Annotated in this window: 31 protein-coding genes; 25 read left to right on the top strand and 6 right to left on the bottom strand. The window is 36.1% G+C overall.

The features are described from left to right. Nucleotides 1–92: 92 nt before the first annotated feature. Nucleotides 93–1,304, top strand: coding sequence for an MFS transporter (locus NST76_RS21025; protein ID WP_036128825.1), 1,212 nt, complete (start codon nt 93–95; stop codon nt 1,302–1,304). A 101-nt stretch (nt 1,305–1,405) separates the two neighbouring features. Here NST76_RS21025 and NST76_RS21020 read toward each other — a convergent pair whose 3' ends face one another. Then, entirely contained in the window at nt 1,406–2,323 is a 918-nt protein-coding gene (locus NST76_RS21020) for an alpha/beta hydrolase (protein WP_036128823.1), read from the bottom strand. 164 nt (nt 2,324–2,487) lie between these two features. Here NST76_RS21020 and NST76_RS21015 point away from each other — a divergent pair, with 164 nt between their 5' ends. From NST76_RS21015 to NST76_RS20980, 8 genes are all read left to right on the top strand, one after another. Next, entirely contained in the window at nt 2,488–3,033 is a 546-nt protein-coding gene (locus NST76_RS21015; RefSeq protein WP_036128821.1) for a TetR/AcrR family transcriptional regulator, read from the top strand. Nucleotides 3,034–3,211: 178 nt separating this feature from the next. Next, complete coding sequence (locus NST76_RS21010) at nt 3,212–3,745, top strand: RNA polymerase sigma factor (RefSeq protein ID WP_036128819.1); 534 nt, start codon at nt 3,212–3,214, stop codon at nt 3,743–3,745. After that, on the top strand, nt 3,732–5,375 hold the full coding sequence (locus NST76_RS21005) for a DUF4179 domain-containing protein (protein ID WP_249646042.1): 1,644 nt from the start codon (nt 3,732–3,734) through the stop codon (nt 5,373–5,375). The genes NST76_RS21010 and NST76_RS21005 overlap by 14 nt, the downstream gene beginning before the upstream one ends. 163 nt (nt 5,376–5,538) lie before the next feature. Then, on the top strand, nt 5,539–5,820 hold the full coding sequence (locus tag NST76_RS21000) for a transporter suffix domain-containing protein (RefSeq protein WP_036128815.1): 282 nt from the start codon (nt 5,539–5,541) through the stop codon (nt 5,818–5,820). Continuing rightward, nucleotides 5,810–6,241 carry a MarR family transcriptional regulator gene (locus tag NST76_RS20995; protein WP_036128813.1) on the top strand — a complete coding sequence of 144 codons (432 nt, stop codon included), beginning with the start codon at nt 5,810–5,812 and terminating at the stop codon, nt 6,239–6,241. The genes NST76_RS21000 and NST76_RS20995 overlap by 11 nt, the downstream gene beginning before the upstream one ends. Before the next feature lie 299 nt (nt 6,242–6,540). Further along, nucleotides 6,541–6,918 carry a GntR family transcriptional regulator gene (locus tag NST76_RS20990; RefSeq protein ID WP_036128812.1) on the top strand — a complete coding sequence of 126 codons (378 nt, stop codon included), beginning with the start codon at nt 6,541–6,543 and terminating at the stop codon, nt 6,916–6,918. After that, nucleotides 6,918–7,775: an ABC transporter ATP-binding protein gene (locus NST76_RS20985; protein WP_058845232.1), complete on the top strand. Its 858-nt coding sequence runs from the start codon at nt 6,918–6,920 to the stop codon at nt 7,773–7,775. The genes NST76_RS20990 and NST76_RS20985 overlap by 1 nt, the downstream gene beginning before the upstream one ends. Nucleotides 7,776–7,779: 4 nt before the next feature. Beyond that, on the top strand, nt 7,780–8,394 hold the full coding sequence (locus NST76_RS20980) for an ABC-2 transporter permease (protein WP_036128808.1): 615 nt from the start codon (nt 7,780–7,782) through the stop codon (nt 8,392–8,394). 46 nt (nt 8,395–8,440) lie between these two features. Here NST76_RS20980 and NST76_RS20975 read toward each other — a convergent pair whose 3' ends face one another. Further along, nucleotides 8,441–10,063, bottom strand: coding sequence for a hypothetical protein (locus NST76_RS20975; RefSeq protein WP_089933685.1), 1,623 nt, complete (start codon nt 10,061–10,063; stop codon nt 8,441–8,443). Then, nucleotides 10,060–10,842, bottom strand: coding sequence for an ABC transporter ATP-binding protein (locus tag NST76_RS20970; protein ID WP_058845234.1), 783 nt, complete (start codon nt 10,840–10,842; stop codon nt 10,060–10,062). Before NST76_RS20970 ends, NST76_RS20975 begins: the two co-directional genes overlap by 4 nt. Before the next feature lie 298 nt (nt 10,843–11,140). Between NST76_RS20970 and NST76_RS20965 the strand changes: the two genes are divergently transcribed. Together NST76_RS20965 and NST76_RS20960 are read left to right on the top strand one after the other, a co-directional pair. Beyond that, nucleotides 11,141–12,589, top strand: coding sequence for a PLP-dependent aminotransferase family protein (locus NST76_RS20965; protein WP_036128802.1), 1,449 nt, complete (start codon nt 11,141–11,143; stop codon nt 12,587–12,589). A 4-nt stretch (nt 12,590–12,593) separates the two neighbouring features. Beyond that, nucleotides 12,594–13,502 (top strand): D-alanine--D-alanine ligase, encoded by a 909-nt coding sequence (locus NST76_RS20960; protein WP_342504338.1) that lies wholly within the window; start codon nt 12,594–12,596, stop codon nt 13,500–13,502. 50 nt (nt 13,503–13,552) lie between these two features. Here the strand turns inward: NST76_RS20960 and NST76_RS20955 are convergent, their stop codons facing one another. After that, nucleotides 13,553–14,392, bottom strand: a complete 840-nt coding sequence (locus tag NST76_RS20955; RefSeq protein WP_036128798.1) for a YitT family protein — start codon at nt 14,390–14,392, stop codon at nt 13,553–13,555. 537 nt (nt 14,393–14,929) lie between these two features. Between NST76_RS20955 and NST76_RS20950 the strand changes: the two genes are divergently transcribed. From NST76_RS20950 to NST76_RS20920, 7 genes are all read left to right on the top strand, one after another. Next, a complete protein-coding gene (locus NST76_RS20950; RefSeq protein WP_342544432.1) occupies nt 14,930–16,378 on the top strand; it encodes an Msr family ABC-F type ribosomal protection protein in 1,449 nt (482 codons plus the stop codon). Nucleotides 16,379–16,643: 265 nt separating this feature from the next. Next, complete coding sequence (locus NST76_RS20945) at nt 16,644–16,961, top strand: hypothetical protein (protein WP_342544430.1); 318 nt, start codon at nt 16,644–16,646, stop codon at nt 16,959–16,961. Between the two features lie 204 nt (nt 16,962–17,165). Further along, the gene (locus NST76_RS20940) at nt 17,166–17,858 is read left to right on the top strand and encodes a response regulator transcription factor (protein ID WP_330493675.1); all 693 of its coding nucleotides are present in this window, start codon (nt 17,166–17,168) and stop codon (nt 17,856–17,858) included. Further along, nucleotides 17,851–18,999, top strand: coding sequence for an ATP-binding protein (locus NST76_RS20935; protein WP_342544427.1), 1,149 nt, complete (start codon nt 17,851–17,853; stop codon nt 18,997–18,999). The genes NST76_RS20940 and NST76_RS20935 overlap by 8 nt, the downstream gene beginning before the upstream one ends. A gap of 120 nt (nt 19,000–19,119) precedes the next feature. Further along, complete coding sequence (locus NST76_RS20930) at nt 19,120–19,563, top strand: SRPBCC family protein (protein WP_080717176.1); 444 nt, start codon at nt 19,120–19,122, stop codon at nt 19,561–19,563. 538 nt (nt 19,564–20,101) lie between these two features. Then, entirely contained in the window at nt 20,102–20,620 is a 519-nt protein-coding gene (locus NST76_RS20925; protein WP_271913643.1) for a DUF4303 domain-containing protein, read from the top strand. A 13-nt stretch (nt 20,621–20,633) separates the two neighbouring features. Continuing rightward, nucleotides 20,634–21,755, top strand: a complete 1,122-nt coding sequence (locus NST76_RS20920; protein ID WP_036128786.1) for a serine hydrolase — start codon at nt 20,634–20,636, stop codon at nt 21,753–21,755. A 31-nt stretch (nt 21,756–21,786) separates the two neighbouring features. Here the strand turns inward: NST76_RS20920 and NST76_RS20915 are convergent, their stop codons facing one another. Beyond that, a complete protein-coding gene (locus NST76_RS20915; RefSeq protein WP_036128784.1) occupies nt 21,787–22,245 on the bottom strand; it encodes an SMI1/KNR4 family protein in 459 nt (152 codons plus the stop codon). A 103-nt stretch (nt 22,246–22,348) separates the two neighbouring features. Here NST76_RS20915 and NST76_RS20910 point away from each other — a divergent pair, with 103 nt between their 5' ends. Together NST76_RS20910 and NST76_RS20905 are read left to right on the top strand one after the other, a co-directional pair. Beyond that, a complete protein-coding gene (locus tag NST76_RS20910; protein ID WP_170829871.1) occupies nt 22,349–22,894 on the top strand; it encodes a cupin domain-containing protein in 546 nt (181 codons plus the stop codon). A gap of 102 nt (nt 22,895–22,996) precedes the next feature. Next, complete coding sequence (locus tag NST76_RS20905) at nt 22,997–23,416, top strand: Rrf2 family transcriptional regulator (protein WP_036128781.1); 420 nt, start codon at nt 22,997–22,999, stop codon at nt 23,414–23,416. A gap of 88 nt (nt 23,417–23,504) precedes the next feature. Here the strand turns inward: NST76_RS20905 and NST76_RS20900 are convergent, their stop codons facing one another. Beyond that, entirely contained in the window at nt 23,505–23,909 is a 405-nt protein-coding gene (locus NST76_RS20900; protein ID WP_036128779.1) for a carboxymuconolactone decarboxylase family protein, read from the bottom strand. A gap of 106 nt (nt 23,910–24,015) precedes the next feature. Here NST76_RS20900 and NST76_RS20895 point away from each other — a divergent pair, with 106 nt between their 5' ends. The 5 genes from NST76_RS20895 (at nt 24,016) to NST76_RS20875 (ending at nt 26,012) form a co-directional block, all read left to right on the top strand. Beyond that, a complete protein-coding gene (locus tag NST76_RS20895) occupies nt 24,016–24,435 on the top strand; it encodes an Lrp/AsnC family transcriptional regulator (RefSeq protein ID WP_036128778.1) in 420 nt (139 codons plus the stop codon). A gap of 14 nt (nt 24,436–24,449) precedes the next feature. After that, complete coding sequence (locus tag NST76_RS20890) at nt 24,450–24,671, top strand: hypothetical protein (protein WP_230593986.1); 222 nt, start codon at nt 24,450–24,452, stop codon at nt 24,669–24,671. Beyond that, nucleotides 24,662–24,913 carry a GNAT family protein gene (locus NST76_RS20885; protein ID WP_230593984.1) on the top strand — a complete coding sequence of 84 codons (252 nt, stop codon included), beginning with the start codon at nt 24,662–24,664 and terminating at the stop codon, nt 24,911–24,913. Before NST76_RS20890 ends, NST76_RS20885 begins: the two co-directional genes overlap by 10 nt. A gap of 22 nt (nt 24,914–24,935) precedes the next feature. Next, a complete protein-coding gene (locus tag NST76_RS20880; protein ID WP_342535173.1) occupies nt 24,936–25,280 on the top strand; it encodes a hypothetical protein in 345 nt (114 codons plus the stop codon). 138 nt (nt 25,281–25,418) lie between these two features. Further along, entirely contained in the window at nt 25,419–26,012 is a 594-nt protein-coding gene (locus NST76_RS20875; protein ID WP_036128773.1) for an NADPH-dependent FMN reductase, read from the top strand. Nucleotides 26,013–26,033 lie beyond the last annotated feature (21 nt).

The raw sequence follows: 26,033 nt of genomic DNA, 5'->3' as shown, positions 1-26,033 counted from the left end.
CCAAAATCCCTCAATAGATATGATTGTCTAAAAGAGTACTTTTATGTAAAAAATGACCAAAAATCTATTTTTGAGAGCTAGAAGGGAGACCTATGCGCATTATTAGGAAATATCGTCTCATTCTGTTTGGCTTTGGTTTTTCATATTTAGGAAATTGGGTAAATCTTGTTGCGCTCAATTTATTAGTTTGGCATTTGACAGAGTCACCTACTGCCATGGCTAGTATATTTATTGTAGGGCCAATCGCTCGTATTTTAACCAGCTTTTTTGCAGGCTCTATTATTGATCGATCCAATAAACAAAAATTAATGATCTATAGTGACATCATTCGCGGGATACTGATTTTATTGTTACCATTTACGTCTTCTATTTGGCTTATTTATGGCGTATTATTTTTATCTAATATAGCGAGTAGCTTTTTTGGACCAAGTAGTACCTATTATATTTCAAAATATGTGCCAGACAAAGATAAACAATCCTTTAATGCCATTCTAGGAATGTTTAGCTCAGGTTCATTTTTAATTGGGCCTGCACTGGCTGGGTTTATCATTGCTTTATCAGATGTATCCGTAGCAATTTGGTTTAATGCTTTAACGTTCTTTGTATGTGCATTGGCCATTTTCAAGCTTCCAGTAGTAGACGGTCGTCAGGACATGCACCGACAACGGCTTACCTGGCAGATGCTAAAAGAGGATTATGGTATTGTCTATGCCTATATTAAAAAGGAGCGAGCCTTTGCCAAAGTTTTTCTCTATTTTCAAGGTGCTTTAATGATTGCTTTTGCATTAGATTCACAGGAAGCTACATTTATTAAACAGAACTTACAAGCCTCAGATAGTCTATATGGTGTAATGGTTAGTATTGCAGGGATTGGGGCGATTATCGGTGGAGCAATGGCTGCTCGGTATGCTAAAAGGTTTTCAACTAGACAATATATTATTTATGGTCTGCTTTTGACAACGATTTGCTACACCTTATTTTATTTATCACCGAATGTAGCAATGGCGATTATTAGTTTTATTGCCTTAGGGATATGTATGTCATTTTGTAATGCGGGATACAGTACATTTTATCAATTGAGTGTGCCATCAGCCATTATGGGTCGCTTCGGCAGTGTTTCCACAATGGGCGTAAATATGCTACAGATTGTCTTTACGTTAGCTTTAGGCATATTAGCGGACTGGCTTTCGCTACAGTTAGTATGTATTGTATTTGGTATCTTAGCTATTTTTATTTCTCTACTTTTATATGTATTTATGCATTCAAAGTCTGCCTATGAGGGTTTGAAGGAAGAGATTGTTTAGAATGTAATCCCTGCGTTTTAATGATAGATGAACCGAACATTGAATAGGAGCACTTTTGATAGTACTTACTATAGAGAGTTCGGTTCAACTAATAGCTTTAGTTAAAGATACTCATTATAGAATGTGGCTAATTTTTCAACAGCAATTTGAACAGGTTCTGGTTGATCGTATAAATCATAGTGACTTGCCCCTTCAACGACAAGTAAATCTTTATTCTGTGAAGCTGCTCTTTTATATAGCTCATGACCATCTTTATACGACCCGAATGCCCCTTGTACACTACCAATAATAATTTGTAACGGCTGAGTTAGTAATTCCTCAACTAAATGAAAAGCATCAAAACCAATGACAGATCCCATACTTGTAAAGTTTAACTTATTCGGAGAGTTTGGACTTTGACCTCTTGGGGTTGTGTAATAATCAACTGCTTCTATAATATCAATATCAGTAATCCCAGCTTGCTCTAGCGCTGCTTGGTTTTTAGGAATCCAATTTGTTATCATGGACTCGGCGCCCCGAGCTTCAGCAGTACGCTGTTGACCGATTGCCTCTAACGCTTTAATAGGATCACTTTCACGATTTAATCGACCAATATTTGCACCAACGACTGTACCAACCGCTTTAATGCGGCGTTCTGTCATTGCTGCATTCACTGCATAACCTCCTCCAGCACAAACCCCTAAGACACCAATACGGTTTTTATCTACATACGCAAGTGTAGTCAAGTAATCTACCGCACAACGAATATCTTCAACACGTGCAGCTGGTTCTTCTATATATCGAGGCTCTCCTTCACTTTCTCCTTGATAGGAGGCATCAAATGCAATTGTGACATAGCCTAACTCTGCTAGCTTCTCAGCATAGAGACCTGCTGTTTGATCTTTACAGCTACTACCTGGATGTACACAAACGATGGCAGGGTTTGATTCCTTTTCGTTAGCTTTCCCCGGTAAGTATAAAATACCAGCAAGCTTTATTCCCCTTGCATTGAATCTTACATTATTCTTTGTAACTGTCATATGAAGACCACCTTTATACGTTTTATATACACTTGTGAGTTTTATTACACTCGTGTATATTTATAATAATAAAGACAGGTAGTTACAACAATGACCATATTCAAGCAATTGTGTGTTATGACACATAAAATGAAAACTGTGTATTAAAACGTGGAGGTTTTAACGTGGAAAAAATGGATAGAAGAAAAACGAAATCTCAACAGGCGATACAATCCTCATTTTTAGCAATGTTGATAAATGAAGGTTTTGATGATATTACTGTAAAAAATATAAGTGAAAAAGCGGACATCGGAAGAAAAACATTTTATCTTCATTACACAGATAAATATGATTTATTAGACAAAATTGTTGAGGATCATTTAGCATGTCTGAGAGAAATATGTGATCAGAAGAAAGAGAAGGGCTTTATAGAAGGAACCGTTATATGGTTTACCTACTTTCAGCAGCACAAGCTTTTTTTTGCATCGTTATTTAGAAGTGAAAGTACACTCTCATTTAGAAAAAAATTATTAGTCTTTATTATGGGAGAAATCGATAAGAAATTAGATGTAAATGCTCCTTCAAATCAGGGGATTGATAAACATATTATCTTAAAGTTTTTAGGAACAGCTGTCTTAGGTGTTTTAGAGTCTTATGTTTTAGAAGAGGTCGATGGTGATATCGAATTAGTAGCAAAACAAGTAGGAAGATTAGTGAAAAGAAATTTATAAATGCCTGTTTCACTGTTCAAAAAAGAAACAATGCAAGTAGATAAACCCTGCTCTTTCATTAGAGCAGGGTTATCGTGTTGGATCTTTAAAGTGAAGTAACGGCTTTTTCCAAAAAGATGAACCTTTTCTAGTAGTCATTTGTTTATAAAGTAGAACAATCAGAAAGGAGTGCCTTAGATTGACAGAACGTGAATTATTCGATGCATACAACAAAGATGTCTACCGTACCTGCTATTACATGCTACGGAACACCCAAGATGCAGAGGACCTCTGCCATGACGTATTTGTCACCGTTTTTCGTCAAGATTGGAGGGATGTTGAGCATACGCGTGCTTGGATTTTACGAATTGCAATGAATCAATGCTTAAATATGCTTAAAAGAAAACAGGCACAGTTAAAAAAACAAAGTCAGATTCTATTGCTTCATGAGCAAACTACAGAATCAGTTAAATCTGTAGACACCATTGTATTGGAAAAGGTAGCGGAGGAAGAATGGGAGGGGCTATTTAAGCAATTACCTGAAAAATTAATGGCTGTCGTCACCCTTCGCTATATCGGTGAGCTATCGTTAGCTGAAATTGCTGAAGCTCTAGGGATTCCAGTGGGTACAGTGAAATCGAGACTTCATAAGGCATTGAAAATAATGCGCAAAAAGTTGGAACAAAATCAAAACCTATCGTTGAAGGGAGAGAAACAATTTGGAACGCATTGAAAAGAAGCTTAACAATGAAATGAAGGCAGACCATAACATGTCGTATCCTGACTTTGATCAAATGTGGAATAGTATCCAGCAGGATAAGTTAAAGATTGCAGATGAACCCATCGAACTTCGACCTCGTAAAAGAAAAAGATTTGTTTTGGTTGCGGGACTAGCTGTCGCTTTAATGGCTACACCCGTCTATGCAGCACTGAATTATGATTGGTCCAATATTCTTTCTTATAGAGCTGGTATTCAGTCTGCATTAGAACAAGGCTTAGGGCAGACGATTGAACAATCTGTTACGAAGGAAGGGTTCACGCTAACTGTACATACAGCGTTTATCGATGATAACAGAACATTTCTGCTATATAGTTTGAAACCTGAAGCATCTTGGGATGGAAATAATGTGAGCTTTGATCAAATTGGACTTCAAGATTCTAATGGCGATTTTATTAAAGGGAATTACTCACATCGATGGAATGAAGATCTTGGTCTTTTCCAAGGGTATTTTGAGACAGACTGGGTAGCAGATGATCAGAAATCGGACATTAAATTTTTAATGAAGAACATTCATTCCATAGGTGATGAAGAACTGCCTATTCCTTACAACCCTAATGACTCTCATACGCAGAATTTCGCTATTCAAAAGGATGGAATCGGCAATGTAATTCTACAAACCTTTGAACAATCAGAAGGGAAAGTAATGCTTCAGTCAGCGGTTAAATTTACAGATTCTGAAATGAAGAACAAATGGGTACGTATCAAGGCTATTGATGATAAAAATCAGCCTATTAAAGAAGAGGAAACACCTGTATTTGGAACTCCTGGTGCAACAGGTGAATACTTTAGTCAGCAAATTTTCACATCACACAACTTACGAGCGAAAGGTACAAAGTTCCAACTAACTTATGAACATACATTAAATATTGCAAAGGATAGTTGGAATATAGAGATGAAGTTATCCAAAGAAGAATTGAAGAAGGGGTCATTTAAAAAAGTAGTCAATATTCCTTTAGAAAATGCATCTGAGGGGATAAAAATTCATGAAATGAAAGTTACTCCAACACAAGTACGTTTAATACTGACACATAAGGAGAAATATGCATATATTCCTTACATTGATTATCAGCTGGATATTGGAGGAGTATTTTTGGATGGAGGGAGATGGGATATAGAAAAAGATCCGTATAAAACAGAGCTTCGTTTTGAATTGACGGGAGTGGATGTGTCCTCGTTGTCGAATCAATCTGTGACATTGGTAGCTAAACATCGTGTTGATGTAAAAGACGGTGATCAACAACCGATTCGGTTAACTGACATATCAGAGAAACCTCAAAGTAAGACATCTACGATTGGAGAGTATTCAATAACGTGGACTTACTATAAGAAAGATAGCAACCTCTACGTTGAATCCTTTAGCACTGATCCTACATTTGGTGGTGTCTCTCAAACCTATTATCTAGATCATAAAGATCGTAACTATGGAATGCCTCTGATTGCTAAAATACTTGGTAATGGGAATAATAAGCACGTGGATGAGTATAAGAACTTCAAGGATAAAGAGCTCGATATTTATATTTGGAAATATACTACGAATGATCCAGATGCAGAGCTACGTGTGCCGCTTACATCTGGGAAATAATAAATACTTAAAGTATGATAGTCTAACCCCATCTATTTGGCTCATCAGTATTCAAATAGATAGGGGTTTTTATTTTCTTGTAAAGATAAAACGGCTTTACATAAAAATAAATTTATCATATAGTTTAGTTAACTTAAATAAATTATTGTACAGGAGAAGACATATGACCTCTAATGAAAAAACACAAAAATCCTTTGCTTATAAGCTTGGAATAGGCATTATTATTTTTTCCCTTTCACTGTGGTTAATCCCAATCATTACACCATTCACACCGATACCTACAAAAGTAAAAGCAGGTATAATACCAGGAAGTATTATAGTTGCTGAAATCATGTTTTGGCTGGGTGCTTTACTTGTTGGGAAAGAAGTAGCGAACAAATTTAAAAGCTATCTAAATCCTAAAAAATGGCGTGAAAAAGGTGATACTCAAAAAAATGAAGACTAACAATGTAGCGGAGCAAATTAATCAAACGATAGAAGATATTTGGATCATCCTTGAGAAAATGGAAAGGGCCTATACTAAATTCTCCTTAAATAATCAGCAATATGTTCTTTTAACATTAGTGATTCGACATCCATCCTGCTCACCTTCGGAACTAGCTGAAAAAATGGCAATTACGAAAAGTGCAGTGAGTCAGCAGTTAGCAAAGCTTGAAAAGGATGGCTACATTACAAAAAAGCAGCATGTTGAAGATAAGCGAGCATTTTCTATAGAATTAGGTGAAAAGGGATTACTTTATCAACAAGAAGTGGAAGCATTTAACCAACAGATTACTGAAAAATACCATGCCTATTTATCATCTGACGAGCTAGCCGAAATGTTAGACACTCTTGAAAAATTAAACATAATACTGCATAAATTTTAGTGAAATGTTACATTTTAACACCCATGTTTATAGTAACCCTTAATATTAAAGGGGGAATAAACATGACCATTAGTCTTCATGAAATCTTTTTAGCAGATGAGAAGACGAGGAAGAAATGAAAGCATTTATATTTTAAGTTTTAGGGCATATAGTCATTCATTAGGCTATATGCTTTTTTGGTGTTTGCAGGTAACTATCTTCTCAGGTTAACTAAAAGGAAATTTTTACTTGCAAATAACTGTAAATGTGTATATATTGTATATAAAGTATATATACAATATTTCAAAAGAGGTATTTGCATGCAAATTATTATTTCTAACAGTTCAAAAGAGCCTATTTATGAACAAATATATGCACAAATCAAAAAACGAATCTTAACGGGTGAATTACAAGAGGGTCAACCATTACCCTCCATGCGTCAACTAGCAAAAGATTTGGAAATTAGTGTCATCACAACAAAGCGTGCTTATGAAGAACTTGAAAAAAACGGCTTTATTTACTCTATTGTTGGGAAAGGCTCGTTCATCTCTGAACAAAATACAGAAATGATGAAGGAAAGAAAAATGAAGGCCATTGAGGAAAAGTTGTTGGTGGCGATTCAAAATGCGAAGGAAATGAATATTAGCTTAATAGAGTTAAAGGAAATGCTTACTTTATTGTATACGGAGGATGAGTGATGGAAAATGTTATTGAATTACAGCATATACAAAAATCCTTTAATGGGTTTGAAATAAAAGATCTTTCGATCAAAGTTAAAAAGGGTTTTGTGACAGGGTTTATTGGTGGAAATGGGGCAGGAAAATCGACGACGATTAAAATGATTATGAATTTAATGCAGCAGGATAGCGGGACTATCTCTATTTTTGGTAAGCCCTATAAGGGAAACGAAAAGGAAATAAAAGAACGCATCGGTTTTGTCTATGATGACAATATTTTTTATGAAAATATTACGCTAAAGGATATGAAAAGGATCATTAAACCAGCTTATAAAAACTGGGATGAAAAAACATTTCAACATTATATTAATCAGTTTGAACTGCCATTGAACAAAAATATGAAGACATTCTCAAAGGGGATGAAGATGAAGGCATCATTAGCCATGGCTTTAGCTCATCATGCTGAATTAATCATTATGGATGAGCCAACATCAGGTCTTGATCCTATATTTCGTAGAGAGCTTCTAAATATTTTACATGAGTTAATGCAAGATGAACACAAAACTATATTTTTCTCTACACATATTACAACAGATTTAGATCGTATTGCAGATTATATTACCTTTATTCATAATGGCGAGCATATCTTCACGAAGGAGTTTTATAAAATTGAAGAGGATTACGCTATCGTCAAGGGAACGCTTGAGCTATTAGATCGTGAAACAGAGCAGGAGTTCTTGGCCATTCGCAAAACAAACAGAGGTTTTGAAGCACTGACAGCTCATAAACATAGAGTGGCCACAATATTTGGAGATGCCGTTGTCGTCGAAAAACCTACGCTTGAAGACATTATGTATTATACAAAAAAGGGGAGATAAGGATATGGTGAACCTTATTCTGAAGGATATTTTAATTCAAAAAAACATGCTTATCATCTACATAGCTACTATTATACTTTACTTATTGGTCAGTGTTTCTCCAGTATTTATCGTATTTGTTTATAGTATTGTTTTTATTATGAATGCATTTTCCAGTGATGAAAAAGATAATGCTAATATTTTACTGAATTCATTACCCTATACAAGGAAGGAAATTGTTAGTTCAAAATATATTGGGGCATTCATTTTTACAGGGTTATTTATGTGCTATACGTATCTGCTCGACTTTCTTTTGAACGGGCAAGAAGTATTAGTACTGTGGAAAGAAATACTACTAATTATGGGATTAGTCATGATTGCGATGTCATTTATTCTGCCGATATCCTATCAATTTAAAACAAAGCACTTAGCTATTGTTAGTGTAACTTTATTTGGAATTTATATGGTGATGGTAAATTATTTTGTTCCGGACTTTAATAATCAAGTAAGAGCCCTTGTACAAAAATTTATGGCGGTACAGGAACTACAACTATATCTCATTGCAACAGTCATCATTATTATCTTATATACGGGGTCATGGTTACTGTCTATACGTATTTATGAGCGAAAGGCTTTTTAATGAAAAAACGGCTGAATCCTATTAAGGGACTCAAGCCGTTTTGTAGTTATTTTTCCGATTTAAAAACCAGCTTCCATATCACGATATTGATGAGGAGAAGCACAATGAAATATACAGTAGAGCCGAATGGTACCTGACTAGCAATTAAATAATGTAGACCTGCCAGCATACCTAAAGGGATGAATAACAACATAGTTTTCCAGCCTTGAGCATCTCCAACTTCATCATATGGTTTAGTAAAAGGTATTTTATTGCTCATCGTGACGAAACAAATAATAGTATACAACCAGCTTGTTACTAAAACTACTAGTAAATCTGGGATAATTCGAATGCCGTAAATATAGCTAAAGATTACACTTAGTACTAAAAATAACGGAATATACAATTTGATTAAAAATGCCTTCAAGCTACCTTTTTGTAAGTCTGTATAATCTTTAAGCGGGAGTGTTTTATAAATCCACGCCGCTTTATATTTAGCAGAGTGACCAAGAAAAAGCACAGCAGAAGGAATAATGAGCATACTAAAGTAAATATTTAAGTAACTCATACTAAGAGCATAATCAACTTCTTCGGACCTATTAAACGTAAACATGAAAATAAAAGGAATAATAAATGAAAAACCTAAAGACGGATAGACCTTTAGCTTAAACTCTCGCTCCTGCTTCATCATAAGAGTGGCAAAGCGATAGAAAGCTCGTTCTTCATGTGTGCTACACACGAGTGTTAATAGAAAGGACTTAAGTCGGTTGTTCTTCTCTTTTTTTGATTTACTTGTACTAAGTAGCTTTTGAAGATTGCGTTCAAAGGTTGGAATGAGCTTGATGTAGATTCCTATTGAGATTATAGGAATAATCAGTGCTAAAATACTGTAGATGACTGTTAATAAAGATGTATCACCATGTAGTATTAATTCATATGGAGCGGCAAACCACATCGGTACAAGGAAGAGGCTCCACCAATGAAATGTTACGGTCATATTTAAATCGACGAATTCAAAGGATCGAATAAGAACCTGATAGCCAATCATCAGCATGAGTGACAAAGCAATTTGTACATAGTTAATCATATCCTTCAGTTTTTCGCCATCAAAGAAGCGTAAAATAGCAATATACAAAATGGCTGTGAATGCCACAATCAGTAAATTCATGAGTAGAATCTCAAGACCCGTTAAAATAAAAAATACAATTCCTTGAGTAAAAAGGCTGACTATCAGTGGGATAGCTGTTAAGGCAAGTGTTAAATAAGATAAGTAAATAAAAATATGCATAAATTTAGCTGCATTGATTGTTTTAGCTGAAATAGGCTTGGTTGAAAGTATGCTTTTATCCCGTACATCTAAAAGTACAGAAGAAAAATCAGAAATCAGGGATGTCATAATTAAAAATATGATCATGGCATAGGCAATACTCAGTTGAAAAAGAAAGTTTTCACCAAATCCCATAAGTGGGATGAGTACAAGTCCAAATAAAACATAAATCCACAATGATTTAATATAGCCGTATTTTTGGTTCTCTTTCTTTTTATTCTGATTAAATATTGTTGGTACTTTACGTTCATCCATCGTTAATTTAATATGAAGAATTTTTCTCATCACGTCATAATCAATGCCCATTTTTACAAAGAGCAGTCGGAATTTATCAAGCAATTGTAGCGTTTTGAAATCTGTCATGATTGAACTCCTCGGACGATGGACACAAATTTCTCTCCGATTTCCTGATGCTCATGAAATCCAGTTAACTGGTTAAAAATTCTTTCTAATGTTCCTTCGGTATTATCTGCTTGTAGTTGGGCAAATGTTCCGTCTGCTGCAATTTTTCCTTCATACAGAAGAATGATACGGCTACTGATTTTTTCAACCACATCCATAATATGAGATGAGTAAAATATGGTTTTTCCGTTGGCAGCCAGCTGCGTTAAAATTTCTTTAAAAATCATGACACTGTTTGCATCTAAGCCATTGATAGGTTCGTCTAAAAATAGTAGGTCTGGATTATGTATAAGGCTTGCAATGATGAGTAGTTTTTGGCGCATACCCTTTGAATAGGAGGAAATTCTAGAATGGTATGCTTCACCAACCCCGAATAATTCCATTAGTGATTTGGATTTGTCAGCCGCCTCTTCTAGCTCTAAACCATAAAGCTGTCCAATAAAGGTTAAATACTCATAGCCTGTTAAATTGTCATAAACATCAGCGATTTCGGGAACGTAGCCAATTTTTCGTTTATAATCAATATGATCTTGCCCTATGCTTTTTCCAAAGAGCTTAATTTCTCCGCCATAATCACCTTCTAGCCCTAGAATAAGTTTTACAGTCGTACTTTTACCAGCGCCATTAGGACCAATGTAACCGATGATTTCCCCTCTAGCTGCATGAAGGTCAATCCCCCTCAAGATTTCTTTGTTTCCATAACTCTTCGTTAAATTCGTAATCGTTAAAATTTCATCCATTTCATAGCTCCTTTCTAATTTTTGAAAAATTACCCATAAATACACTATAGCATAATAAACAGGAGGTTATTCCTCTTGTTAAAATGAAAACAGTTCGTTTCTAGCTTTGTCTAACTGTATATGATAAATTTTAAACTCCTATATTTCATGCTACATAGCGTAGGGTTTTCTTGATATACACACCATACTATTGAAATATGATAGAAAGAGGAGCAACCACTCTAACTGGAAATTACATAATAGGTGGACCTTTTAGGTTGGCAAGGGTTATGAAAAAATGAAGCAAGGGGGTTAGGAAGTGTTTAGTGATTTTAAGCTTATGGATGAACGTCCGGTTTATGTGCAATTGAAGGATTATGTTCAAGATATGATTGTCAAAGGGCATCTGTTAGAACATCAAAAGCTTCCATCTACCCGTGAACTTAGTAAGCTATTATCAATCAGTAGAAATACGGTCTTGAACGCATATGCCGAATTAGAGCTAGATGGCATCATCTATGCAAAGAAGGGAATAGGGCATTTTGTAGGGAAGGTCACGCCATTGAAAACAGCGTCTATTGAAATGGACTGGAAGCAAAGGCTGAATGCAACCACTTTATTAGCAGATGAAATTGATTTATTACGACAAGATATACAGTGGCAAAAAGGAATGATCTCCTTCACTAGTATTGCCCCGGAAGAAAAGCTTTTTGATGTTGAAAATTTCAAAAGGGCGTTTCTTACAAGAATGTCGATTGAAGGAGATGTTGTCTTAAACTATGGCTATGCAAAGGGCTATAAGCCTTTAATTGACTATCTTCTCAGTTATATGGAATTGAAGGGTGTAGACATTTCTAATAAAGATATTGTCATTACAAATGGTTTTACAGAGGGGCTAGATATTTTATTGTCCTCTTTAGCTAAAAAATCAGGGCGTGTACTATGTGAAAATCCTACACACCACGCAGCATTAAAGCTTTTCCGTTTGCATGGGTTAGAGATACATGGCATTGATATGAAAGATGATGGCATTGATATGGATCAGGTGGAAAAAGCCTTAGCAGCAAAAGAATTTGATTTTGCCTATCTCATTCCGTCTTATCATAATCCTACTGGAATTGTTACTTCCTCAGAAAAACGGAATGCTATTTTTCAGCTTTTTGCAAAATATCAAATTCCCGTCGTAGAGGATGGCTTTAATGAGGAATTAAGGTATTTAAGCGCTCATTTGGCGCCGCTGATCGCTTTTAGTGGTAAAGGTAATAACATTGTCTATATTGGCAGCTTTTCTAAAATACTTTTCCCAGGCTTACGTGTTGGCTGGATTTTAGCAGATAAGGCGTTAATCGACTGCTTAGAAAGCATGAAAAGAGCTCGAACGATTCATACGTCAACACTCGATCAGGCGGTATTATATCAATATTTGCAGGATGGCTATTTTGAAAAATATTTAAAGAAGGCAAGGTCTGTCTATAAAAAAAAATATGAGCTTGCTCGTCAAGCCTGTATGCAATTCATTCCGTTTAGTAGAATCACAGGAGATGGTGGGCTCCATCTTTTTATAGAGCTAGAAGAGGGAATTGATGCACGTCTGCTACTGGAGAAGTGCTATGACAAGGGCGTAGTGTTTTACCCAGGAGATGTATTTTTCACAAATGGGAAAGGCAGTAATACATTTCGTTTAGGTTTTTCTCGTTTAGCAGATGACGATATTGTTCGTGGTATTCAAATCATAGGTGATACATTGAAAAATGATATGAGGGGTTGAGAAAATGAAGGTTGGCGTAATTATGGGAGGTACTTCCTCTGAAAAGGAGGTTTCCATTATGACAGGTAAAGAAATGGTCGCTCAATTAGATACGCAAAAATATGAGGTTGTTGCCATTACTTTAGATGACAACAAAGAGGTAATTGATAAGGTGCGTGGCATTGATGTCGCTTTGTTAGCACTGCATGGAAAGTTTGGGGAGGATGGTACGATTCAAGGGGTACTAGAAACATTGGGTATTCCTTATACAGGAAGTGGTCTTCTAGCAAGTAGCTTGTGCATGGATAAAAATATGGCTAAAAAAATATTGCGATATGAAGGTGTCGCAACACCAGATTGGATACATCTCATCAAAGGAGAGGAGCTGCCCTTACAGGATATAGAACTTATTGGTTATCCGCTTGTAGTGAAACCAAATGCTGGTGGCTCTAGTGTAGGTGTTCAAATTGTCCATAATCAGAGTGCCTTATTGACTGCTGTAGCAGAGGTATTTAGGTGGGATAACGAAATCATTATTGAGCAGTACTTGATTGGTGACGAAATTACATGCCCAATCCTCAATGAGAAGCTTTTGCCAGTCCTTTCAATCAAACATACGGCAGTATTTTTTGACTACCAGGCGAAATATGATGATGCTTCTACAATAGAGGAGCCTGTGGAACTCCCACTTGCGATTCATGATCGTGTGGCAAAAGCTGCGATGCTAAGCTACAAGACTTTAAGATGCAGTGTTTATGCTAGAGTAGATATGTTAATTAAGGATGGCGTCCCTTATGTGTTAGAGGTTAATACATTGCCTGGGATGACGCAAAATAGCCTTCTACCAAAAAGTGCACTGGCTGCTGGCATCAGTTATCCAGCACTATTGGACAGTATTATTGAAAGCTCCTTACAGATCGATAGAAATAGGTAAATAGAAAAAACACCTTTTTGTTGTAACTTACAAAAGGTGTTTTGACTGTCTTAAGATTTTGCTAGTTCAATAAAGCCTTCTCCAAAAACGTCCCTTACATCATGAATGGCAATAAAGGCATCTTTATCGACTTCTTTGACGATTTTTTTGAGCTTCACAACTTCTTGTTTACTAATGACGATATACAGAATTTCTTTTTGTTCCTTTGTATAATAGCCATGACCTGAAAGAACAGTAACTCCACGGTTCATATAAGCAGTCACCTGTCCAGCAATGTCTTCTGGTTTCTTTGAGATAATGGTAACAGCTTTTTTAGGGTTAACGCCCTCAATCACAAATTCCATCACCTTTGTACCAACATAGAGCATAATAATCGTTAGCATTAATGCCTCTGCACCGATGATAAAATAAGATGAAAAAGCAACAATTAAATCAAAGAATAAAAGTCCATAGCTAATACTCCAGCCAAGGTATTTGTTGGTAATCCTAGCTAAAATCGTAGAACCCGCTGTTGTACCACCAACTCTAATAATTAAGCCGATACCAACCCCGGCAAATACGCCACCAAAAATCGTATTTACGATAATCTCATCTGAGGAAATAGACCAAGATTCTGTTAAATGTAAGAATAAAGAATGGAAAGAGACCGCAATGATAGTATAGATTGTTGTTTGTCTATTTAGGAATTTATAGCCAACCATTAGTAAAGCTGCATTCATGATAAAGCTGACAATACTCGGAGACCATCCGAAAAGATAATAGGCAATAATCGTTAAGCCTGTTACGCCGCCTTCACCCAAATCATTCGGAATGACAAATAAGTTAACTGCAAGGGCAAAGAGCAGTGATCCAAGCATAATCATTAAAATATCCATTACGTATTTTTTCATTCACATAACACCACCATATCAATTTAGATTTTTTCTTAAATCCATACTATATCAGGTTTTCACCAAATGATATACTTTTTGTAATGTTCATTTATGATATATCGACCTTTTTTTGTATGTCTTTAGTCTGGGAGACCTTGACTAATTGGGAAAAATATTTATAATAATCATAACACTTTTAAGGAGGATTAAAAAAATGGGCTATTCAATGAGACTACGTTTTACCGTTTTGAACCAATAACTGAATAGGGTCAATAACTCTGTTTGTGAAACCAGAGTATACGGGATAGTCTGTCCTTTTTTAATCATCTTTCATAACACAACAAAGGGAGCTCACGCCTTTATTTAGTGAGACAACTTTCCTAATATATCTCAGTTACTTAGATCACAGGCACATTGTCTGTGTTTTTTATTTACCCAATAAGGGGGAAGGTAGAATGCATATGCTATTATTCTTTTGATACGGGCTTTAACTAAAAGCTCGTATCGATACCATAGCTATCGATACGAAATGATTTATTTTCGGGAGGTAGCAATATGGAGAAAATTTGCTTTGAATTAGAGCATGTAATCGTAAATTATTTAGATAAAGAAATTTTAAACATTGAAAAATTAGCTATTCACCAATTCGATCGGATCGGCATCGTTGGGAAAAATGGTGCTGGAAAAAGTACATTAATGAAGTTACTTGCTAGCAAAATTCAGCCGACGAGTGGGATGTTAAAGAGTCATGTTCATTTTGGATATTTTGAACAAATGGAAGCACCAACGTTCGTAGAGGTAGAGGCACAGTTATTAGGAAAATTAGCTGTTCCTCCATATTCTGAAGGACTAAGTGGTGGGGAGCAAACGAGATTGAAGTTAGCACAATTACTTTCTTCTTATGAGGAAGCACTGCTCATTGATGAACCAACAACACATTTAGATCAAGAGGGTATTTCGTTTTTACTGGATGAATTGCGTTATTATTATGGAGCGCTTGTACTAATTAGCCATGATCGTGCTGTACTAGATGAATTGGTCACAACGATCTGGGAGGTTGATGGGGGCAGAATAAATATTTATTCTGGAAATTATAGTAATTATGCTCAGCAAAAGCAGGTAGAGCGAGATCAACAAAGTCAGGCGCATGACTTATACTTGAAGGAAAGAAGTCGTCTTGAACAAGCTGTTGATAAAAAAATGAGAAAAGCTGAAAAAATTACCCAAGCAGGGAGCATGTCAAAAAGAGAAGCTCATGCAAAACCGAATCGTATGTTTATGACAAAGTCCAAAGGTACGAGTCAAAAAAGCGTACAACGTGCAGCCAAAGCGATAGAACATCGAATAGAGAAGCTTCAGAAAGTAGATGCGGTACAGGTAGAGAGAAAAATAGTTTTTCGACAATCGAAAGCTTTGGAACTACACAATAAATTTCCGATTATGGCAGAGCAATTCACTTTACACGTACCAGGGAAACTACTATTGAATAAAGTAAACTTCCAAATACCATTAGGTAAAAAGATCGCGCTTGCAGGTAGTAACGGTTGTGGAAAAAGTACATTACTACAACATGTTGCAAACTATGGGGATGGGTTAACCATTTCCCCTAAGGCCAAAATAGGCTATTTTCATCAGATGAGCTACCAATTTAAAAGTGAGGAAACAGTCCTCCAATTTTTAAAAAATCGCTCTGATTACGATGAGGGTTTTCTACGAAGTGTTCTAAATTCCATGCAGTTTGTAGGAAATGATATACAAAAAAGTGTGAAGTTATTAAGTGGTGGTGAAGCGATACGACTCCAGCTTTGTTATCTGTTTTTGGGGAACTTTAATATACTGTTACTGGATGAGCCAACCAACTTCTTAGATATTCAAGCATTAGAGGCGCTAGAGCAATTTATAATGGCTTATGAGGGAACAATCATCTTCGTGACACATGATAAGAATTTTATCGCAAATGTAGCAGATTTACAGTTTACTATAGAAAGTAATAAAATATTTTAAATGGGAAGGTGCGATTCTATCAGCAGGAGAATCGCACCTTTTTTTATTGAATTTATATTCATAAGAAGAGTATATAAAAAAGTCAATACACTATAAAAAGGAATGATGATCGATATTCAAAACAAATGTGTCAGCGAAATTTTGAACATTATAGGAATGTAAAAGAAATCATCGATTATTATAAAATCTAACCTTCCTCTAACCTAGCAATCGATATACTTGGTCTGTAACCATTGTTACAAATCATTTTCTTGGAGGGATATTTATGAAATTAAGAGCATTAGGGGTAGGAACACTAGCATTAGGTTTATTAACAGGTGGTTTTTCATTTTCTGCATTAGCTTCTTCAAATGATGAGAATGAAAAAGGGGCACAATCAATCAAGGCTGATATGAAGATACTTAAGCCTGGAGAGAAAAAGGAGGTTCCTAAAGGCTTGTTAATGAAAAAAACAAAAGTAGATGAAAAAGAATCAGTAAAAGTGAGCGTAAAAACCTTTGAACCTGGTGAAATGCCAGCTATTCCTGAGGGTGCTGTGATGATGACAACTACAATAGTTGATGGCGGGGAAAAGGGAAAGTAATGAAAGGAAGCTTGTTTTGATCTTTCAAAACAAGCTTCTTACTATGTAAAGGTAAAAGAGACAAGTGTTAGTTGACTTAAATTATTTTAAAAGCTAATTCAAGTAGGCTATTCTAGTACAAAGGGGTAGGACTTGTTTGTTAGCAAAATTTATGAAACTAACGGGTCGTTAAAAAAGTCTGATTTTTAAAGGTGGATAGAACGAATGAAACTTTTATTGGTCGAAGATGAGGCTGTCTTATCCAGGATCATCTCTAAAGGGTTAAAGAAATCTGGCTATGCCGTTGATACAGCTTTTGATGGTAAGGAAGCATTAGAATTATTCGAAATCAATGAATATGACCTTATTATATTGGACTTAAACCTACCCAAAGTGGATGGCATAGAGGTGTTAGAGCAGATTCGAGTTCAGAGCGAGGATGTGAAAATACTTATCCTTTCAGCACGTTCAGCTATTCATGATAAAATATTGGGTCTTGATTGTGGAGCCAATGATTATTTAATAAAGCCCTTTGATTTTCAAGAGTTGGATGCGCGTATACGCAACTTATTAAGGCGGTCTTTTAGTCAAAAAAGCGCCATTATATCTTTTGAAAATATAACACTTGATAGCTCAAAGAAAATAGTTTTAGTGGATGGTGAGATGATACATGTTACCAAAAAGGAATATGCTATTCTAGAATATCTCATGCTACATCAAAATAAAGTCATTAGCTCAGAGGAGTTGATAGAGCATGTATGGGACAGTGAAACGGATTTATTTTCAAATTCACTCAAGTTCCATATCCATTCATTACGAAAAAAAATGGCAGATGTTTTGGGGGAAATAGAAGTGATTCAGACAATCCGAGGACAAGGTTATATCATTGCAGAAAATGATAGAGGTTCATATGAATAACTTAACATTAAGAATGAGGCTGACCCTTTTAACTGGCTGTATTTTTGTAGTGGTTACAATTTTGTTAACGTTCCTATCGATTTATAGTGCCGAGGAAAAAATTGTTCAACCTATTACGACAACGATACTCAATCAAGAAAATAGGCTTCACAAAGAAATCATAGATGAGGCGACAGTAGAAACCAAGATGAATCATGATATTGTTGCTCAGATAAAGATTACGGATGTAAGAGAAGCGAAAAAGAAATTTATCAATCAGAGTGTCATATGGATGTTAATTATTATTGTAGCAGGGATAGCTACCATTTATGTAGTGGCTGGTCGGGCTTTAAAGCCAGTTCATGATCTTAGTCAAAAAATCGGAAATATAAGCGAACATAATTTAGCTCAACGTATCGAACATATTTCTACAAAAGATGAAATAGGGGATCTTACAGCTTCATTTAATCACATGCTAGATCGACTAGAAAAATCGTTTCTGTACCAAAAGAGCTTTGCCGCAAATGCAGCACATGAATTGAAAACACCACTAACAACTATGAAGGCAGGTATCCAGGTTTTAAAACTGGAAAAATCACCAACAGTAGAAGATTATAAGGAAAATTTAGAGGTGACAGAGCAAGGCACACAAAGGCTCATCCAGCTTGTGAACGATCTGTTAACATTAGCTTATGAGCAAACGGAACATTTTTCTGATGATATTGAGCTCAAAGCAATGTTAGACACGATTACACAAGAATTACAGCCTTTATGTATAGAAAAAAATATCGCTATTTCTGTAGATATTGACGTGAAAACGATAACGGGAAATCAAACATTACTCTATAGAGTTTTTTCTAATATGATTGAAAATGCGATTAAGTACAACCACAAGAATGGAATGGTTGAAGTTCGTGGACAGGTTAAGAATGGAGCTACTCATATTACAATTACAGATTCAGGAATTGGGATACCAAATGATCAGCTACACTATATTTTTGGGCCGTTTTACCGTGTCGATCACTCCCGAGCCCGTGGGTTGGGTGGCTCTGGGTTAGGTTTATCTATTGTCAGAACCATCGTTGAAAAGCATCATGGGAAAGTAAACGTCCAAAGTACATTAAATGTCGGTACAACATTTGAGATCATTTTACCAATATAAAAGTGTGATTTTACCATTAGGGGAATCACACTTTTTTAGTTAATTTTTATTATTAGAGAGGTAAAAGGGAAAATTTGGCGAAGAATGTGTAGATAAATATTACAAAAAGGATGATGATCGATGATGAATACGGATGTGACGACGAAATTAAAAATCAGGCAGCCAGTCCATAAAGTTTTTGAAGCCATTATTTCTCCTACTGAAATTGGGCATTATTGGTTCTCTGATAGCTCTGAAAGATGGGGAGCGGGTAAAAGGATTACGCTTAGATATGATGAGTATCATGCTGAGGGTGTAATCACTGTGCTGGAAATGGAGGCTAATGAAAAAATTATGTTTGTATGGGGTGAAGAGCATGGTGAAGTGACGATGGTTACCATCACTCTTGAAGAATTACAAGGCGAAACCATTATTACTGTAGTAGAGTCAGGGTTTAATGCCCATGACCCAGAGATTATGGCAAAAATGATGGGGCAAAAAGAGGGTTGGGTTTATATGTTAACATGCCTCAAAGGATATTTAGAAAATGGCATTAGCAGTTTAAGAGCTTCGTTAATTCATTAGTGCATGTAGCTTACAATGCAATGACCTTAAACTTTATTAAATGCTGCTACCACTATAGGAGAGATGAGTCTTGGGAGTGGAGTTGCAGGAAAACTAGTGGGAGCATCTTATTCAAAAACCTATAGATACTTCTGAACAGAATTGGTAGGTGATTTTTTGGATAAGAAAATGTTTTCAAGTTGTATAATTGTTATCGCTGTTATTTCGTTATTTAGTCCAACAATTATTTCTACTTTAATGCGACAACAAAGTACAATACTTAATACTCATTATTACATTCAATACATTGCTAATTTGGTTAGTTTCCATCTAAGTTTATTCTTTTTGGCTTCATTAGCATTAGTCTTATTTCTCAAGAAGGGTCGATGACTAAATTGAAACATTTAAAACCACCTAAATGAAGATTAGAGATGGTTTTTTGTGTCTTACTATCAAATTGAAAAAGGTGCTATCCGTCGATAACACGTTCTATATACCTAAAGCAAGTTAAAGGAGATATTCATAGTTATGATGCCTACCGGAGACTTTAGTAGAGGAAATTGTTAATGCTGCAAGAAAATCATTTCTGAATTTATTTAAAAATGGTGAGCGGGACTATTACTGTACGCTATATACAACTGGCGAAGGGCATGCTCCGAACGTTTCAGCTTGGTCGTGGGAAGCATTGGAGCGGGAAGCTACTAAACAGGCAAGAAATAGCAACAACTCTCAATCTGAAATGGCTGCTCTTATCAAATGGTCTTATGCAGATTCTCCTTATTGTTGCTTCGGTGAAGAGTATTTTACAAATGTATGTCAGTACTTGAATGAGCGACCTAATATCAATGTCCTTGGGGGTGAAAAATGGCAGCAAGAATTGACATTCCGGCTAACAGCAATGGAATTAGCCATGAAAAAGCTTGATGAGGAGGGACTATTTGCCTTGAATCAAACAAGAGACGCTATTTGTATACTCGTGGAAGTGATGCCCCCAGATGAAGTAAACATAGAAATAGCGTTGCAATTAAACCAGTCGTCTACAGCATTGCAGCAATGGTTGGTGGAAGCAGACGAGTGATGGAGGGATGAAAGTGAAAAAATTATATTGGATGATGGGTGGCATTTTAATTTGTGCAGGGTTAGTAATAGGTATTGTCTTTTGGAAGTTTCAAAAAGAGATTAAGAAGGACGACCCAGAATATATTGTTCAATTTATAAAGGAACATAGAGCTGATAAAAATGTTTCCGTAGCCATTCAACGCAATCAACAATATTGGGTGGAATTAAACACTAAGGAACAGCTGCCATTAGCAAGTACAGTTAAAATCATCGTCGCTATAGCCTATGCACAGCAAGCAGCAGAGGGTCGCATTAATCCTCAGCAACAGGTCGATCTAAAGGAGTTAGAGGTATTTTATATTCCTAAAACGGATGGAGGTGCACATGAAGCATGGTTAGCGCAGTTAAACCTTCAGGGTGTGGATCATGTACCTTTAAGTGAAGTCGCAAGTGGTATGATTGCTTATAGTTCCAATGCGAATACGGAATATTTAATGCATGTATTAGGTTTTCAAGCGATTAATGATGTGCTTACACAGCTACATGTAGAGGATCATGAACCATTATATCCAATCGTCAGTGCACTCCATATCCCGGTTCAAGTCTTGAAAGAAAAAAATTTAACGAAAAAAGAAACATTAGCGGCTTTGCAAGAAATGGATATGGCTGAATATCGTGAGCGTGCATCGTCTATTCACGCCAGTTGGATAGAGCAACCTTTGACTTACGAGGAGAAAGCAGAGGCACAAAAACTGCTCAATATGGATTTTCAAAAGATATGGTCTGACCGTTTAATAAGGGCCACTACAAACGATTACATCTCTATTTTAGAAAAATTGAATAATAAAAATTTCTTCAGTGCAGAGGTACATAAATACTTAGATCCCGTAATGGAACAGTTGATGCAGAATCCTAAAAATCAAGAATGGCTAACACATGCAGGTCAAAAGGGTGGATCGACTGCATTTGTCTTAACACTAGCAGCCTATGCGGAAGATAAAGAAGGGAATCAAACGGAAATTGCCCTTTTTGCTAACGACTTAAATACAATGGAACAAATTAAACTATCTAATAGTATGAATAGTTTTCAATTGAAATTTCTGACAGATGATAAGTTTCGCAAGCGTCTTAAAAGGGAGTTTTCTGAGTTGTGAGTTGCCTCTATAGATATGGCAACTCACACTATTAGCTCCGTTCATCCATTAGTTTTTCGAGAAACTTTGAGAAAGTAGAAGCATATTCATAAATCATGTCATTCAATAAGTCAAAGCACATAACTGAAAACTCACCATGTTCATCTTTTGATGATGTATTAAAAAAATATAGTTCGTCTGCGTCTGGAACAAATAAATCTAACCTATTCGGATATTGTTTACACCAATCCTTGTCAGCCAAGTTAAGACGATGTATATAAAGAATATCTGTATGATCGATGTCTCTGTATGCTGGTTGACCGATTGTGAGAATAGATCCACCATTCAGTTGCCCATTGCCATAATTTTTTAACCACCAGCAATAGGATGGTGGTAAGCTGAACCCTAATTCAACTTCAGCTTCTACAATCCAATCATCTTCAACATCATGTCCAGGAAACCATTTAATCGCCGTAGTACTTGCTAGCATTTCTGCTAATCTAGCGTACATGGCAGCTACCTCCAATCTGTTTATAAATAGCACTCCATTAATAATTCAACGTGCAAACGGAGTACCTTCTTTCATTCAACTGCATAATATAGCGTTATCATGTATGAGAGGATTGAGTTACATGTACCACCCTTATTACGGTAATTATTTACTGTATAATTACGGTTATCAACCTGTTTATTGGGCCTATCCAAATCAGGAAGAACGAGTGCCAAGAAGTAATGTCCAGAATGATTTTGGATCAGGACCATTCGTTGTCAACATTGAAGAGACTACAAAGCACAACAAAAATTATCGAACAGTACTATGGACAGGGCCACACTTACAAGTAACTGTGATGAGCCTTAACGTTGGGGAAGATATTGGCTTAGAAGTACACCCTCACGTCGATCAATTTATTTGTATTGAGGAAGGGCATGGCGTTACACAGATGGGACCAAGTAAAGATTATTTAAACTTCCAAAGACACGTGTCTGAAGATATGGCCATTATGGTGCCAGCAGGGACATGGCATAATGTTACGAATATAGGCAATAAACCGCTAAAGCTTTACACAATTTATGCACCACCAAACCATCCATTTGGAACTGTTCATACGACAAAGGCTGATGCCATGGCTGAAGAAGAAGGCTATGGGCAGCGTGAATAAGAAATCATAAAGCGTGTTTTTCTGCAAAACATGCTTTTTTCTTGATATATGGTAGAATGTGTTTTAATTACAGATAGTAATAGTCCTGAATGGAGGTGATTAATGATGAAATATTCAAAAGCAACAAATTATGCGTTACATACGATGGTGTTTTTAACGCTCAATCCTAAAGGGAAATCAATGAGCGTAGAGTCTCTAGCAGAAATGCAGAAATTATCACCAACCTATCTTTCGAAAATATTAACAAAGCTTGTGAAGGCAGGTTTAATTGAGTCGAATCCAGGTGTCAACGGTGGTTACCGTATTTCTAAGCGTCCACAAGAAATTTCTTTCTTAGATGTGATTTATGCGATTGAAGGACAAACCTCATTATTTAGTTGTGCTTCAGATCATGAAGATGTCTTTCATCATCAAGGCTGTCTCATTGAACAAGTGATGGTGGATGCTGAGAATAATATGAAAGAGGAGCTTAGTAAGCAATTTATTATAGATATAGCTAATAAAATCGATTTAGATGGATAGCATGCATAAAGCGGTGGATACAGCACTAAATGTGATGGATAGAACGTTCAAATTGGTGGATAGGAACTAGGGAAGACCCCTAGTTCCGTTATTTTAATTGCATAAGAGCACCAAAATATTGCTGTGCTGTCGCGAAGCAAATAAATGCTAGTAGCTCGCTAATCTCGGCTGCTGTTAAATAATCCTTTAATACAGCTGTGACATTGGCCGCAGTGTGACCTTTTGAAGCTAAGAATGCTTCTGCAAAACCTGTACATACGGCTGTTTTCTCATCATAGTATTGTGGATCTGGTTTGCCTTTTGCCTTACAATACTGACAGCCATTTTTTTGAGCTAATGTTTTTCGAACCTCTTCTTTTAATGAAGCGGATAGATGCCCGTCTTTTTCGAGTACCTCCCCCAACTGTTGCCAGTGCAGCTGAATTCCCTCGTTATAGCCTAATAGTTGTTGAAATGGCGTTAAGCCCTTGTCGTGTAAATGAATAAGTGTCATCAAACATCCCTCCTTTCATTAGTGTAAAATATGAATAACGAAGTTAACATGCGAATTCGAAGGAAATTATAATCGTTTCCTTTTAAAAAGAAGGGGTATTGCCATAATGGATTTCATTAATGAAAGGATACTGAAAGAATTAAAGGAGGATAGTCGTATTTCTATGAGTGAATTAGGGAGACGAGTACATTTATCGGCACCAGCTGTTCGTGAAAGAGTACGGCAATTAGAGGAACAGGAAGTCATAAAAAAATATACTTTGGCTATTAATAAAAAGGCATTAGGCTATCCAGTTGAGGCTATCATTGAGGCGACAATAAAAAACAACCGCTATGCAGATTTTAAAGATCTTATTAAGACGTATACAACGATAGATTTTTGTTATCGAATATCAGGTGAGGCATGTTTTTTATTAAAAGGGCATTTTCAAACTTTTTCTGATGTTGAGCAGTTTATTGATGTATTACAGCCATATGCACATACAAAAACCAATTTTATTTTTTCTGATATATGTGAGGACATTTAAGAAAGGAGCTATTAATGGAATTCAAATTATTTGAAGAAGAAATTGATGATTTAGTACAATTACTCACTCAAAATAAATGGTTGTATCACACGAATCCACTGGTAAAAGAAGAGTCCATTCGAGCTGCATATGTGGAGGGTTACTATAAGAACGATCGTGAAACACATTGGCTACTTGAGGAAGGGGAAAAAGTCGGGATTCTTTTTATTCATGTGGAAGTAAGGATATGGTGTTAAAGCACTTCATTGATCTATTTGGCGAAAAAGGTAAGATTCGTATTGAGGGCTATACTAGAGCCGATAATATGGGGATGCGAAAATGCTTTAGTAAGGCTGGCTTTGTGAACGAGGGCTATTTAAGAAATGCTTGGGAAAATGAGGACGGTACCGTGACAGATAGTATTGTCTATAGTGCTATTAAAGATGATTGGATTACAGGGAACTCAACACCAATAAAAATGGATGAAGTCCCATTTTAAAGTGTTTGAGAGGAGTTATAGCATGAAAAAAGACATTTTAAACGCTTTAAGAAAATTATGGTCAAGCCAATCAAGTTCTAAATGGAGCTTGGATAACCTTGCAAAAGGGCAATGTGGCGTTACTTCATTAGTGGTGCAGGATATTCTTGGCGGAGAAATTAGAAAGACATTTCTCAAGGAGGGCTGGTACTTTTATAATGTCATTAATGGCGTAAAAATGGATTTTACGGAGGAGCAATTTTCATACATAATCGACTATCAGGATATTGATTCAAATAGGACAGAGGCTTTACATGATACCAATGATGCGCAATATAGCTATTTAAAATCACAGGTTTATAAGCTTTTAGGGAAGGTAGAGAGTTAGTTTTCTCTGCCTTTTTAAATTTAAAAACAAAGTTGTTGACGTTGATAAAAATATCGTGTTATTATTATCTCGAATTAAAGATAAATAATTTCAAGATAAATGAATTCGAACCTTTAGCTTTCGTCAGGAGGTACAATTATGGGTTTTTTGAATAAATTATTTAGTTCAAAAAAAGAGGAGGAACAAACAATGGCAGAATTAAATATCGGCATTATTATTGGATCGACACGTGAGGGACGTGTAAGCCCTCAAGTAGCACAATGGGTAAAGGAAATTGCAGATCTACGTGGTGACGCAAACTATACAGTGATCGATATTGCTGATTATAAATTGCCATTATTAGGCGAACCAGGGCAAGATGCTTCGGGTGCACAGGCTTGGTCAGAAATTATTGCTAAACAAGATGGATTTGTGTTTATCGTACAAGAATATAATCACTCTATTACAGGGGCCTTAAAAAATGCACTAGACTATTTACGTGTTGAGTGGAATAACAAGGCAGCAGGAATCGTGTCATATGGTTCTGTAGGTGGAGCTCGTGCAGCAGAACATCTACGTGGCATTATGGGAGAGCTATTAATTGCAGATGTACGTGTTCACCCAGCATTATCCTTATTCACAGATTTTGAAAATGGAACAGACTTTAAACCAAAGGAAGTACAATCAGATTCAGTGAACCAAATGTTAGATCAATTAATCCCATGGTCTAAAGCTTTATATACAATTCGCTAAGCTTATCCAGTTTGAGGTAGG

The organism is Lysinibacillus sp. FSL W7-1291, assembly GCF_038593415.1.
Lineage (GTDB): Bacteria > Bacillota > Bacilli > Bacillales_A > Planococcaceae > Lysinibacillus > Lysinibacillus fusiformis_D.
The sequence above is the reverse complement of the archived record's forward strand: the minus strand, read 5'-3'. Positions and strand labels throughout refer to the sequence as shown.